This window comes from Methylobacterium sp. GXF4 (genome assembly GCF_000272495.1).
Lineage (GTDB): Bacteria > Pseudomonadota > Alphaproteobacteria > Rhizobiales > Beijerinckiaceae > Methylobacterium > Methylobacterium brachiatum.
In genome coordinates this window covers 71,525-84,699 of sequence record NZ_AKFK01000085.1, presented here as the reverse complement: position 1 = coordinate 84,699, position 13,175 = coordinate 71,525, and the positions used below count along the sequence as shown (strand labels likewise).

General features: G+C 70.4%; 12 protein-coding genes. 11 read left to right on the top strand and 1 reads right to left on the bottom strand.

Annotated features, from left to right (window positions below; translation table 11 throughout):
* The first annotated feature begins 328 nt into the window (after positions 1 to 328).
* Positions 329 to 1,309, top strand: coding sequence for a PAS domain-containing protein (locus WYO_RS24005; RefSeq protein ID WP_052311444.1), 981 nt, complete (start codon positions 329 to 331; stop codon positions 1,307 to 1,309).
* A gap of 17 nt (positions 1,310 to 1,326) precedes the next feature.
* Here the strand turns inward: WYO_RS24005 and WYO_RS24000 are convergent, their stop codons facing one another.
* Positions 1,327 to 3,510 carry a TonB-dependent siderophore receptor gene (locus tag WYO_RS24000; protein ID WP_007567469.1) on the bottom strand — a complete coding sequence of 728 codons (2,184 nt, stop codon included), beginning with the start codon at positions 3,508 to 3,510 and terminating at the stop codon, positions 1,327 to 1,329.
* 433 nt (positions 3,511 to 3,943) lie between these two features.
* Here WYO_RS24000 and WYO_RS31745 point away from each other — a divergent pair, with 433 nt between their 5' ends.
* The 10 genes from WYO_RS31745 to WYO_RS23955 all read left to right on the top strand — a co-directional run bounded on the left by WYO_RS31745 (position 3,944) and on the right by WYO_RS23955 (position 13,147).
* Positions 3,944 to 4,102, top strand: a complete 159-nt coding sequence (locus tag WYO_RS31745) for a hypothetical protein (protein WP_007567468.1) — start codon at positions 3,944 to 3,946, stop codon at positions 4,100 to 4,102.
* A gap of 276 nt (positions 4,103 to 4,378) precedes the next feature.
* Positions 4,379 to 4,591: a hemin uptake protein HemP gene (locus WYO_RS23990; protein WP_007567467.1), complete on the top strand. Its 213-nt coding sequence runs from the start codon at positions 4,379 to 4,381 to the stop codon at positions 4,589 to 4,591.
* Entirely contained in the window at positions 4,588 to 5,469 is an 882-nt protein-coding gene (locus WYO_RS23985) for an ABC transporter substrate-binding protein (protein ID WP_007567465.1), read from the top strand. Before WYO_RS23990 ends, WYO_RS23985 begins: the two co-directional genes overlap by 4 nt.
* Positions 5,470 to 5,703: 234 nt before the next feature.
* Positions 5,704 to 6,702 (top strand): iron ABC transporter permease, encoded by a 999-nt coding sequence (locus WYO_RS23980; RefSeq protein WP_230366524.1) that lies wholly within the window; start codon positions 5,704 to 5,706, stop codon positions 6,700 to 6,702.
* Positions 6,695 to 7,519 carry a heme ABC transporter ATP-binding protein gene (locus WYO_RS23975; protein WP_007567462.1) on the top strand — a complete coding sequence of 275 codons (825 nt, stop codon included), beginning with the start codon at positions 6,695 to 6,697 and terminating at the stop codon, positions 7,517 to 7,519. The genes WYO_RS23980 and WYO_RS23975 overlap by 8 nt, the downstream gene beginning before the upstream one ends.
* A 180-nt stretch (positions 7,520 to 7,699) precedes the next feature.
* Complete coding sequence (locus WYO_RS23970; RefSeq protein ID WP_007567461.1) at positions 7,700 to 9,847, top strand: TonB-dependent hemoglobin/transferrin/lactoferrin family receptor; 2,148 nt, start codon at positions 7,700 to 7,702, stop codon at positions 9,845 to 9,847.
* Positions 9,848 to 9,998: 151 nt separating this feature from the next.
* Complete coding sequence (locus WYO_RS23965; protein ID WP_039903967.1) at positions 9,999 to 10,664, top strand: class I SAM-dependent methyltransferase; 666 nt, start codon at positions 9,999 to 10,001, stop codon at positions 10,662 to 10,664.
* Positions 10,665 to 10,916: 252 nt separating this feature from the next.
* Complete coding sequence (gene nhaA / locus WYO_RS23960) at positions 10,917 to 12,095, top strand: Na+/H+ antiporter NhaA (RefSeq protein WP_007567458.1); 1,179 nt, start codon at positions 10,917 to 10,919, stop codon at positions 12,093 to 12,095.
* 78 nt (positions 12,096 to 12,173) lie between these two features.
* Positions 12,174 to 12,329: a hypothetical protein gene (locus WYO_RS31740; RefSeq protein ID WP_007567456.1), complete on the top strand. Its 156-nt coding sequence runs from the start codon at positions 12,174 to 12,176 to the stop codon at positions 12,327 to 12,329.
* Positions 12,330 to 12,376: 47 nt separating this feature from the next.
* On the top strand, positions 12,377 to 13,147 hold the full coding sequence (locus WYO_RS23955; RefSeq protein ID WP_007567454.1) for a potassium channel family protein: 771 nt from the start codon (positions 12,377 to 12,379) through the stop codon (positions 13,145 to 13,147).
* The last annotated feature ends 28 nt before the right edge of the window (positions 13,148 to 13,175 follow it).

The window sequence follows — 13,175 nt, the reverse complement described above, 5'->3', positions numbered from 1 at the left end:
ACTTTAAGTAGACGGCGCGCCATGCGAGCCCGGGCGGCGTCGGCCAAGCCGCGTGCCCGGCCTGCGGCGGATGGGGCGCCCGGCGCCATGTCGGCACCGCAGCGAAGCACTGCTCAGCTTGACCTAGCGAAGGCGGCCGCCGCTGCGTTACAAGATCCGGGGATGGAATACTGTCCGACGGAAAACACTGCGGATTGGATATAGATCTTTATAGCGCCGGCTCCGATCGTCATGTGCTCAGTTTGAGTTCGTTTAGATGAAACATGATCAAATTTCAGCGTTCGATAATGATAATATCGTAGAGGGAATTCCTCTCTCGTCTTATCAGATGCTGAAGCTGGTCGAGGAGCGGGGCGGGGTCGGCTTCTGGTCGTTCGATATCGCGACCCGCCGCCTCTGGGGGTCCCAGGGCTTCCACCGGGTGACCGGGCTTCCGCTCGCGGACGATCTGCGCAGCCTGTTCCGCCGGCTGATCCATCCCGACGACCAGGCCGGGCAAGCGGACCTCTGGGACCTGATCCAGCTCGGCCATGCGGTCGACCGGGAATTCCGGATCATCCGGCCCGACCACACGGTCCGCTGGGTCGCCCTGAAGACCGACGTCGTGCTCGGACCCGATGCGCGGCCCGCGCGCACGGACGGCGTCCTGCTCGACACCACGGCGCCGCACGAGGCCCGGGAGATCACGGCCTGGATGCAGGGCCGCCAGACCGGCGTCCTGCGGGCGGTCACCGGCGCGACCTGGTCGGCCCATCCCGCCGGGGAGATCGAGGTGGCGGCCGGCTGGGAGCAGCTGACCGGGCAGAGCGCCGCCGAGATGGCGGGGCTCGGCTGGCTCGACGCGCTTCATCCCGACGACCGCCGGTCCGCCCTGGCCGCCTGGCAGGCGGCCCGGACCACCGGCACGCCCTACCGTGCGGAGTATCGCATCCGCGGCGCGGACGGGACGTATCGCCGGTTCAGCAGCCGGGGCGCGGCGCAGACCGAGCCCGACGGATCCGTGCGCGAATGGTTCGGCCTCGTGCTCGCGGTCCCGGAGGACGCGCGCGACGCGGTGCCGGATGCCGCGCTCGGGCCGCTGATCCGCGGCGCCCGGGCGGTCATCGGCTGGTCGATCCAGAACCTCGCGGCGGCCTCGGGGGTCTCGGGCTCCAGCGTCCGCCGGATGGAGGAGTTCGGCGAGAGCCCGCGTCCGCGGATCCGGCAGGCGGTGCGGCAGACCTTCGAGAGCGCCGGGATCCGGTTCTCCGCGATCGGCGCCGACCGGATCGCCATCGAGATCGACCTCCGGCGCTTCCCGCGGAGCTAGGCCGGGCGCGCTGGGTTTCAGAAATCCGCCGTCAGGGAGGCCAGGAAGGTCCGCGGCGTGCCGTAGCTCAGCGCATTGTAGCCCGTGGACGCCCAATAGCGGACCCCGGCCGCGTTCTCGACGTTGAACCGGGCCGTCAGCGGCGTGCCGTTCACCGTGAAGCTGTGGCGGATGCCGAGGTCGAGGCGGGTCCAGTCCGGGATCGTCTGGGTGTTGGCCTGATCGTAATACTGGGACGCCGTGTAGATCACCCGGCCCGTCAGGGTCACACCCGGCAGCATCCAGGCCGGAAGGTCCACTTCACCGCCGAGATTGGCCTGCAGGCCGGGCACGCCGGGGGCGACATGGCCGTCGTAGGCCCGTCCCGCGGTCTTGCTCAGCCGCCCGTCGATGAGGGTCAGGCCCGCCAGCACCCGGACGCCCTCCGCGGGCGCGCCGAACACGGCCAGGTCGATGCCCTGGTTGTGCTGCTCGCCGTTCAGGCTGAAGACAAAGGTTCGGGGATCGAGGATTCCGGACGGCTGCGCGATCTCGAAGAACGCCAGGGTCACCCCGACGGGGTCGAGATCGAGCTTGGCGCCCGTCTCGATCTGGCTGGTTCGGACCGGCGGGAAGGTCGCGCCGGCATTGACCGCGCTGCCGGGCGGGTTCGGCCCGAATCCGAACCCCTCCGCGTAGCTGGCATAGAGGGACAGCCTGTCCCACGGCTTGACGATCAGCGCCGTCATCGGGGTCGCAGCCGACTTGTCGTAGCGGGACGAGAAGCCGCCGCCCGGCAGGGCGAGGTCGCGCCTCACGGCCTGGAAGCGGCCGCCGGCCATCAGCTCGACGCGCCCGTCGAGGATCGAGGCGGTGTCGGTGACGGCAAGGCCGTCCAGCTCCGACAGGGTCGTCACGTTCGGGCGCGGCACGGGCCGGTCCGGCCGGGCGACGAGGACGGGCGCATACAGGGCGGAGCGGATCTGCTGCGGCCCGAGGGCGGTGGCGAACGGCTCGTCCATCGCGTAATGCGTCGCCACCACGGCGACCGAATGCCGGATCGGCCCGGTGTCGATCCGGGCCCGCAGGCCGACCTCGCCCGTCCATTGCCGGTTGTCGGCCGATACGGTCCGGATCTGTTGCTGCAGCCTGCCGGCGGCGTCCGTGATCGTCGATTGCGTCCGGAAGAAGTCGCGGGTCGCCAGCGAGCCGCCGACGGCGCCGAACAGCGTCGCGTCCGGGGCGAGGTCGTATTCCGCGCGCAGCACCCCGAATCCGTGCTCGATGTCGGATCGCTCCCAAGGCTGCTGCACGTTCAGGGTCAGCCTGGGGGCCCGGGGGATCCGGACGCCCGGGAGAACGGTGAGGCCGTTGCTCTCGGCGTCGAGATCGAGGTGCTGGTAGCCGGCATCGAGGCTGAGCCTGAGGGCCTCGCCGCGGACGTCGAGGCCCAGCGACAGGAAGCCGAGGCCCAGGTTCTGGCGATCGATCGGCGTCGCCCCGTTCCGGTAGGCGCCGTTGACCCGGACGCCGACCGCGTCGCCGTCCCCGAAGCGCCGCCCGACATCGAAGGTCCCGCCGGCATGGCCGGTGGAGAGATACTGGGCGGTCACCCGCGTCAGCGGTGTCGCTGCGGCGCGCTTCGGGACGAGGTTGATCACGCCCACGGCGCTGCCGGAGGGCGGGAAGCCGTACAGGAAGGCCCCAGGCCCACTCAGGATCTCGACCCGCTCGATCCCCTCGACCGCGGGCCGGTAGGTGTTCGTGATGCCGTAGAGCCCGTCGAAGGCGTAGTCCCGGGAGTTCACGTAGAAGCCGCGGATGAACGTGCTCGGCTGCGAGCCGAAGGGTGGCTGCTGGTCGCGCACGGACGGGTTGTTCGCGAAGACGTCGGCCAGCGTCTGGGCCTGCTGGTTGCGGATCAGTTCCTCGGTGTAGTTCGACTGGGTGAACGGCGTATCGAACACGCTGCGGTTGCCCAGGAACCCGACGCGCCCGCCGCTCGCGACCTGGCCGCCGGCGAACGGGGCCGGCGCCCGGCCGATCGTGCCGGTCGGCGGCGGCAGGCCGGGATCCCGCGCGGCCCCGTCGCGGGATTCCACCGAGAGCTCGTCGAGCGTCACGGCCTGCGGTGCCACGCGGGCCGGGTCCTGCGCCAACGCCCGGCCGATCGCGACGGCGGACAATCCGGCCGCCAGCGCCGGGATGAGCAGGCCGCGCATCGGGTGCATCCAAGATGCCCGGTCCCGGCGGGGCGGGCAGCGGATGGTCCGAGCGGTCAAAGTCATGGGTCCGATTGTTTGGAAGAACGGTCCCGTCATCCTAGGAATTGAAAACAACTTTTGCAAATGATTCCCAAAAGTTTGGAATTAATCCAATCCAGAACATCAATCTGTAGTATCGGTTTGTTGAAAAAAATCCGACTTGTGCTTGGTGGCGGCCGAGATCGGCGGCGCCGATGGCGTGTAAACGCGCAGCGCGCGGGCGGGTATCTTCGCCTACGCTCGAAAGCCGATGCCCCGAGGCCGGCACGACCGGGCCATCGGTCCCGCACCGCAAAATCCGCGTGGACCGTTCGTTAAGGCCGGCGCTGCATCCTTATCCGGACCGAAACCGTTGCGCGTGTCCGAAGTCCGGCCGCTGGAGGCGCCTGTCATGACCATCCTGAGCGTCCTCTGCCTCGTCACCGGCGCGACCCTGGCGGGCATCGCCCCGAAGCGGTCGGTGCAGCAGGCGACCCTGGAGAGCGCGGGCGGCAGCCTGATCGTGCTCGGGCTCGTCATCATCGGCGCGGGCCTGCCCCTGTTCGGCTGAGGCCGCCGCGGACCCGGCACACCGGACCGGTTTTCGCGGCCGGGACCGGCGGATCGACCGACCAGCGTCGCCCGTCATGCCCTGCGGTGCAGTCTTCCCCCGCCCCGGCGACGACGGAGCGCAGCGAAGATCAATCTGACTAGACTGGATCTGCGCAAGGTTATCCCGACGGGGTCGGCTCTGGTATTTGCCGCAGATCGCCCCTATGGTTCGGCCTCTGCCACGTGTCTTTGTATTTCGAAGTGTTACAAAGAACGAATCTGAGGCTTCCTGAAGATGTCCGGTCTGGACGGGGATGAGAACCGGGTTGCGCGCGCCGACGGTCGCGGGGATCCGCATCTGGCGCTCCGCGCCTTGGCTTCGGAGCGGGACGAGGAGATCGTGTCGGCGAGCCTCCTGCGGGGGCGCCGCGAGATCGTCATCCGGCATGCCGGCCAGCGGTACCGGCTCCGCATCACCGCCAACGACAAGCTGATCCTGACCAAATGACGATCGCCCCCGCCTGGTCGCGCCGTTCCCTCCTGGCCGCCGCCGCCGCCGTGGCGCTCGCCCCCCGCGGAGCCGCCGCCGCGGCGAAGGCCGCCCGGATCGCCGCCCTTGGGGGCGCCGTCACCGAGATCCTGTACCGGATCGGCGCCGGCCCGCGGATCGTGGCGGTGGACACCACCAGCCTCTATCCGCCCGAGGCCCTGCGCGAGAAGCCGAATGTCGGCTACCTGCGGGCGCTCTCGGCCGAGGGCCTGCTCGCCTGCGGGCCCGATCTGGTGATCGCCGCCGACGGCGCCGGCCCACCCGCCGTGCTGGCGCAACTGCGCGAGGCCGGCCTGCGGGTCGAGACCGTCGCCGAGCCGCCGAGCCCGGAGGGCGTCCTCGACAAGATCGCCGTGATCGGGCGCCTCGCCGGCCTCGAGACGGAGGCCGATTCCCTCGCCGCCGAGGTGCGCGCCCGCTTCGCCGAGGTCGCGGCCCGCCGCGCCCGGATCGAGAGGCCGGCCCGGGCGATCGTGGTCCTGTCCCTGCAGGGCGGGCGCACGGTGGTGGGCGGCGCCGGCTCCACCGCGGACGGCATGCTGGCGCTCGCCGGCATCACCAACGCGGCCGCCGGCGTTTCCGGGTTCAAGCCGATGACCGACGAGGCCATCGTGGCCGCCGCTCCCGACGCGGTGGTGATGATGCAGAACGGCCCGGAGCCGCCCAGGCCCGACACGATCTTCGCCCCCGACACCGCCCTGGGCCGGACCCCGGCCGGCGCGCAAAGTCGCCTGATCGCCATGGACGGCCTCTACCTCCTGGGCTTCGGGCCGCGCACCCCGCAGGCCGCGATCGAGCTGATGCGTGCGGTCTATCCGGGCCTGCCGGGTGAGTGAGCTTTTCTTTGACGACGGTTGTCCCCATCTCGATTCTGTCCTGAGGTGCCCGGCGATCCAAGATCGTTGGGCCTCGGAGGAGCCCTCCAGCGATCGCGGTGACATCTGGAGGGCTCCTTCGAGGCTTCCGCTGCGCGAAAGCACCTCAGGATGAGGGGGCGATCGGGAGATTCCCGGGGTCTGCGGAACCCCCGCGCCGCGCTCCCGTGGGTGCTGGCGGGGCTCACCCTGCTGATGCTTGCCGTCGCGCTGCTCTCGGTCAGCCTCGGGGCGATCCGCATCCCGCCGGAGCGGGTCCTGGCGGTTCTGACCGGTGGCGGCGCCGATCCGGCGCTGGCGCGCGACGCCCTGGTGGTGCTCAACATCCGGCTGCCCCGCACCCTGCTGGGGCTGATGATCGGCGCCGGGCTCGCGGTCTCGGGGGCGCTGATGCAGGGGCTGTTCCGCAATCCGCTCGCCGACCCGGCGCTCGTCGGGGTCTCGTCGGGGGCGGGCTTTGCCGCCGCCTGCATCATCGTGCTGGGCGACCGGCTGCTCGCCTATGCCGGCCTGCCCGGGCCGCTGCCCTATCTCGCCCTGCCGGCCGGCGCCTTCCTGGGGGGCTTGAGCGCGACCCTGATCCTCTACGCTCTGGCGACGCGCTCCGGCCGGACCGCGGTGGCGACGATGCTGCTCGCCGGCATCGCCCTGGGGGCGCTGAGCGGCGCGCTCACCGGCCTGCTGACCTATGCGAGCGACGACCGGCAATTGCGCGATCTCACCTTCTGGTCGCTGGGCAGCCTCAGCGGCGCCACCTGGGGCAAGGTCGCGGCCTCGGCGCCATTGATCCTCCCGGTTCTGGTCGCGGTGCCGTTCCTCGGGCGCGGCCTCAACGCCCTGGTGCTCGGAGAGGCGGAGGCGTTCCATCTCGGGATCCCGGTGGAGCGGCTGAAGCGCGCCTGCATCTTCCTGGTCGCCGTCGCCGTGGGGGCGAGCGTGGCCGGTGCCGGGGTGATCGGCTTCGTTGGCCTGGTGGTGCCCCACGCCCTGCGCTTGGCGATCGGCCCGGAGCATCGCCTGCTGCTGCCGGCCTCGGCGCTGCTCGGCGGCGCGTTCCTGGTGCTCGCCGACGTCGTCGCCCGACTGGTCGCGGCGCCGGCCGAGCTGCCGATCGGGATCGTCACCGCGCTGGTCGGCGCGCCGGTCTTCCTGTGGTTGCTGCTCGGCCGGGCGCGGGTCGCCGCCGATGCCTGAGCCGGCCCTGCTCTCCGCCCGCGACCTCACCGTCAATGTGGCCGGGCGCGACCTCGTGCGCGACGTGTCCCTCGACGTGGCCGCTGGCTCCCTGCAGGTGATCGTCGGCCCGAACGGCGCCGGCAAGTCGACCCTGCTGCGCCTGCTCTGCGGCGAGCTGCGCCCCACCCGCGGGCAGGTCGCCTACGGGGGCGAAGCGGTGGGTGCGATCCCGGCCTGGCGGCTCGCCGCGATGCGGGCGGTGCTGCCGCAGGCCGCGCGCCTCGCCTTCCCGTTCGCCGCCGCCGACGTGGCCCGGATCGGGCTCGACGGAATCGGCCGGGGTCTCAAGCCCCACGACCGCGACGCGATCCTGGTCCGCGCCCTCGACCGGGCCGACATCGCCCATCTCGCGGCCCGGGCCTACCCGACCCTGTCGGGCGGCGAGCAGGCCCGGGTGCAGTTCGCCCGGGTGCTCTGCCAGATGGAGGCCGGCCGCACGGTGTCCGACCGGCAGGTGCTGTTCCTCGACGAGCCGACCGCGAGCCTGGACCTGCGCCACCAGGGTGCACTCCTCGACGCCGCCGCGGCGCTGGCGGCCTCCGGCGTCGCCGTGGTGGCGATCCTGCACGATCTCAACCTCGCGGCCGCCTATGCCGACACGCTGCTGGTCCTCGAAGGTGGCCGGCTGGTCGCCAGCGGGCGGCCCGCGGACGTGCTGCGGGACGACCTGATCGCCCGGGTGTTCGGGGTGCGCTGGCCGGTCGGACACATCCCCGGCCCGGATCAGCCGTTCATCCTGCCGCACCGGACTGTTGCCAGCGCGCAACAAAGCTGAGCTGCGATCGCGCGGTCTGGAAGTGTTGTGAGCTGACGCAGGGGCAGCTTCGAAGCATTGAAAAGCAAGCCGTCGTTAAGATGGTTGCGTTGATCGGTCGCATCCGCACAAGAGGCAGGCCGCAAGCCAGCCATCCGCCAGCCAGCGCTCCCGTTCGACTGTGCTTTCGCGGATCGCGTCATGTCCTATGCTTCCCGCCGTGCGCTCTTCGCGCTCGGCGTCTCATTTCTCAGCCTCACCGCCGCCCAGGCGCAGCAGGCCGCCGCGCCGCCGGCCGGGCGCCCGCAGCCCGAATCCGAGATCGCCCTCGACACCGTGTCGGTGACCGCCACCAGGACCGCCGGCGCCGCAATCGACGCGCTGTCCGGGACCAGCGTGGTCACCCAGGCGCAGATCCAGCGGCTGCAGCCGAGCCGGCTCTCCACCATCCTGCGCGACGTGCCCGGCGTGACCACACAGGAGAGCCAGACCAACCCGGCCCAGGCGATCAACATCCGCGGCCTGCAGGATTTCGGCCGGGTCAACGTGCTGATCGACGGCGCCCGCCAGGATTTCCAGACCTCGGGCCATTCCGCCAACGGCGTGTTCTACCTCGATCCCGAGCTGGTCGGGGGCGTCGACATCACCCGGGGCCCGACCGCGACGATCTACGGCTCGGGCGCGATCGGCGGCGTCGTCGCCTTTCGGACCCGCGCGATCGACGACATCCTCGCCCCCGACAAGACGGCCGGCTTCGTGCAGAAGCAGGGTTTCGGGACCAACGGCCAGAAATTCCTGAACACCTCGGCACTGGGCGCCCGGATCGGCAGCGCCGCCGACCTGTTCGGCCAGTTCACCTACCGGACCACCGATCCCTATCGCGACGGCCTCGGCACCCTGGTGCGCGACACCGGCAACGAGCTGACCTCCGGGCTGGCCAAGCTCTCGGTGCGGCCGGCGGACGGCCACGAGATCCGCGGCACGGCTCTGCTCCAGCGCTTCGATTTCGCCAATGCCGGCAGCAGCGGCACGGGGGCGCGCTTCGCGAACGCGGTGCAGGCCGACACCTACAGCCTCGGCTACCGCTTCGCCCGGCCGGACGTGCCGCTCGTGGACCTCAGCCTCAACGGCTACACCACGACGACGCGCAACGCCCTGGTCTTCCTGGCGGATTCGCCCCGGGGCACCTACGGCCGCCTCGGCACGAAGGCGGGCGACCGGCTGACCTACACGATCGACACCGCCGGCTTCGACGCCCACGACACCGCCCGCTTCGAGACCGGTCCGCTGTTCCACGCCGTGACCTTCGGCGGCGACCTCGTCGAGAACCGCGTCCGGACCAGCGACCGGGCCGGCGGGTTCGGCGCGGCCCTCACGCCCTCGGGGCGGCGCGAGCTGGCCGGGGCCTTCGTGCAGGACGAGATGCGCTACGCCCCCTGGCTGCGGGTGATCGGCGCGCTGCGCTACGACACCTATGCCCTGGATGGCGGCGCCTACCATGCCGGCGGCGACCGGATCTCGCCGAAGATCACCCTCGGGATCTCGCCGGTCGCCGGCTTCGAGGTCTACGGCACCTATGCCGAGGGCTACCGGGCGCCCTCGATCACCGAGACCCTGGTGCAGGGCATCCACCCGTTCCCGGCCTTCAGCATCCTGCCGAACCCGGCGCTGCGGCCCGAGGTGGCCCACACCGTCGAGGGCGGCATCAACCTGCGCACCGATGCCGTGCTGGTCCCCGGGGACGCGGTGCGGGGCAAGCTCGCGGTGTTCGACAACGCGGTCGACAACTTCATCGACATGCGGGGCGTCGGGCCGACCTATTACGCGCCGGCGATCCCCGGCATCCCGGCCGCGATCTGCGCGGCCCGGCCCGGGCGCTTCCCCTGCGTGATCCCGGTCCGCTCGTACCAGTACCGCAATCTGGCCCGGGCCGACCTGTCCGGCGTCGAGCTGGAAGGCACCTACGATTGGGGCGGCGGCTTCGTGACCCTCGCCGCCACCCACACCGACGGGCGCGACCGGACCACCCGCGAGAGTCTGCTCTCGGTGCCGCCGGACCGGATCAGCACGACCCTGGGCTTCCGCCTTCTCGGCGACCGCCTGGAACTCGGCACGCGGCTGAACCTCGTGGATGCGCGCACCGACCTGCCCAAGGGCGCGAAGGACCGGGCCACGAAGGCCTACGGGCTGGTGGATCTCTTCGCGTCCTACGACCTCGACGACCGGGTCAAGGCGGAGTTCGTCGTCCAGAACGTCTTCGACAAGCGCTACCGGCAGTATCTCGACGCGCTCGCCAGCCCCGGCCTCGTCGCCAAGGCGGCGCTCAGCCTCAAGTTCGCGACGCGGTAGCGGGGGAGGGGGCATCGGAGGCCCGGTGCCGTCCGCTTGGGGGGGCTGCCGGTCTGCTTTCGGGCAGTGATCGACGGAAGCAGACATCGCCTCCGTGCCCGATCACGACCTTATCGGAGGCTCGCCCGATCTCGATGTGATACCATCGGGTATGGACGCATTCTCGGACCCTGATGCCGTAGCGCGCTACGCCGATAACCCTCCGCGCATGGTGCCCGGTTACGCCGACATGCAGCGCATGGCGATGCTGCTTTTAGCAGAGCGTGTGCCTGCTAACGCCAAAGTTCTCGTCCTCGGCGCAGGCGGTGGCCTCGAACTCAAAGTGTTCACGGAGAGCCAACCCGAATGGTCGTTCGATGGTGTCGATCCGTCCGCCGCGATGCTCGAACTCGCGCGCCGGACCCTCGGCAACCTCGCGGATCGAACTCGCTTGCACGAAGGGCTGATCGACAACGCCCCAGAAGGACCGTTCGATGGAGCGGTCTGTATTTTGACACTCCACTTCATCGAGCGTGCTGAGCGCGCCCGCACCCTCCAGGAGGTCCGGCGTCGTTTAAGGCCCGGTGCGCCCTTCATCGTCGCACACTTTAGCATCCCGCAGGATGAGCGCGATCTCTGGCTCTCGCGCTACGCAGCCTTCGCAACCGCCTCCGGTATCGACCGCGTGCAGGCCGAGAGTGCCAAGACCGGGATTGCGGACCACTTGCCGATCCTTTCGCCCGAGGAGGACGAAGCCTTGCTACGTGAGGCCGGTTTTACCGGGGTCAACCTATTCTATGCGGGGTTTACGTTCCGAGGCTGGGTCTGCTCAGCCTAACGCTTACGTCCGCCCCCCGGAACTGAACTTGTCGGACGATTGACGAACGTCTGCTTCCGGGGAACGCGCGACAGCGCTTCCGGCGGCTGAGTTGGGTCGTTCACGGGCCTTCGCGCTCCGGTGCGGGACGCGCCGCCATCGCTTGCCGGAATCACGCATCGATGCGATAGGCCGCCTCGGGTGTACGATCCGGAGGTCGGATCGGCAGGTTTCTGCGTTGGTCGGGCCGCCAGCGGTGGAAGACCTGTGCGCATGCCGTCACGCCTTCGTCCGCTGTCGTCTCTGCGCAACCTGCTCACGAGCGGAGCGGGGGGCGGGCTCGTGCTCATGGCGAGCGCCGCGCTGGCGCTCGTCGTTGCCAACGCGCCTCTGGCCGACACCTACTTCGCCGTGCTCAAGGCCCATATCGGCCCGCTCTCGGTCCTGCACTGGGTCAACGACGGCCTGATGGCCGTGTTCTTCCTGCTCGTCGGCCTGGAGATCAAGCGCGAGCTGCTGGATGGGCGCCTGCGGACCTGGCCGGATCGCATCCTGCCGGGTGTGGCCGCGCTCGGCGGCATGGTCGTCCCGGCGCTCGTCTATGCCGCCGTCAACTGGCATTCGCCCGAGACCCTGCGGGGCTGGGCCATCCCGGCGGCCACCGACATCGCCTTTGCGCTCGGCGTGCTGGCCCTGCTCGGCTCGCGCGTGCCGGTGTCGCTCAAGGTCTTCCTCACCGCGCTGGCGATCATCGACGACCTCGGCGCGGTGCTCATCATCGCTCTGTTCTACACCGCCGACCTGTCGCTGCCGATGCTCGGCGGCGCGGCCCTGACCCTGGCTGCGCTCTACGGGCTGAACAAGGCCGGCATCGGCCGCCTGTGGCCGTACCTCACCCTCGGCGCGGTGCTTTGGGTGTTCGTGCTCCTGTCGGGGATCCACGCGACCATCGCGGGCGTCCTGCTCGCCCTGACGGTGCCGCTTCGGCTGAGCGCCGGCAAGCCGGATGATCCGACCTCGCCGCTGCACCGCCTCGAACACGCCATCAGCCCGTGGACGGCGTTCCTGATCCTGCCGGTATTCGGGTTCGCCAATGCCGGGGTCTCCTTCGCCAATGTCAGGCCGGCGATGCTGCTCGACCCGGTGACGCTGGGCGTGGCGCTGGGCCTGTTCGTCGGCAAGCAGCTCGGCGTGTTCGGCTTCGTGCTCGCGACCGTCCGGCTCGGCTGGGCGCAGCGCCCGGGCCATGCGAGCTGGACGCAGGTCTACGGGATCGCCCTGCTCTGCGGGGTCGGCTTCACGATGAGCCTGTTCATCGGCCTGCTCGCCTTCGCGCAGCAGCCGGAGCTGGAGGCCGAGACCAAGATCGGCGTGCTGCTCGGGTCGCTCGCCTGCATGGCCGCCGGAGCGCTGGTGCTCCGCCTCGCGCCGCCTCTCCGCGCCGAGCGCTGAGCCGAGACCGGCTGCCGCGGCGTGACCGGGCCGCCGAAGGCCCGATCCGTCTCCGTCCCCTGAACCAGGTGAAACACGATGCGCCGTCAATTCCCGAGGCGTCGTCCCGGCACCATCGAGGGCCGCCTGTCCGATCTCGTGATGGCCCTCTCGGGCGTGCTGCTCCTCGGCATGCTGATCCTCCTGCTGCTGGCCTGGCTGATGGGCGATGCCGAAGGTCCCGTTGCCTGGTAAGGGCCGATGCGGAACGCCTGACCTTCCTTCTCCCAAGCCGACGAGCGATGACGAGAGCGGCCACGACGCTTCGCGAATTGTACGAAGGGGACACGCGGCGGGCCCATCGCTTCCGCTACGGGCTGCTCGTCTTCGACGTGGCGACGGTCGCGTTCGTGATCGTCACCTCGTTCCTGCCGCTGACCGCTTGGATCATCGCCTGCGACGTGGCGCTGGGCGTCTGCGTCCTGCTCGATTTCGCCGCCCGCCTCGGCATCAGCCGTGCCCCGCTGCGGGAGTTCCGGCACCTGAGCACCTGGGCGGATGTCGTGGCCGTCGCCTCGTTCCTGGCGCCGGTGATCGTCGAGGGCGTCGGCTTCCTGCGCATCCTGCGGACGCTGCGCCTGCTGCGCACCTACCACCTGCTCGAGCGGCTGCGCCAGGACAGCGCCGTGTTTCGTCGCAACGAGGACGCGATCCTGGCCGCCACCAACCTCGTGGTGTTCGTGTTCACGATGACGGGCATCGTCTACGCCACGCAGCACGGCAGCAATCCGGCGATCCAGACGCCGGTCGACGCCCTGTACTTCACGGTGACATCGCTGACGACGACGGGCTACGGCGACATCACCCTGCCGGGCCCGATGGGCCGCCTGCTCTCGGTCTTCGTGATGATCTGCGGCGTGACGCTGTTCTTCCGCCTCGCCCAGGTGGTGTTCCGCCCCTACAAGGTGCGGTTTCCCTGCGACGCCTGCGGGCTGATGCGCCACGAGCCGGACGCCGTGCACTGCAAGGCCTGCGGCAACCTCCTGAACATTCCCGACGAGGGCGGCGACTGACGACGGAGGAGGCGCGCGCCCCGGCGCA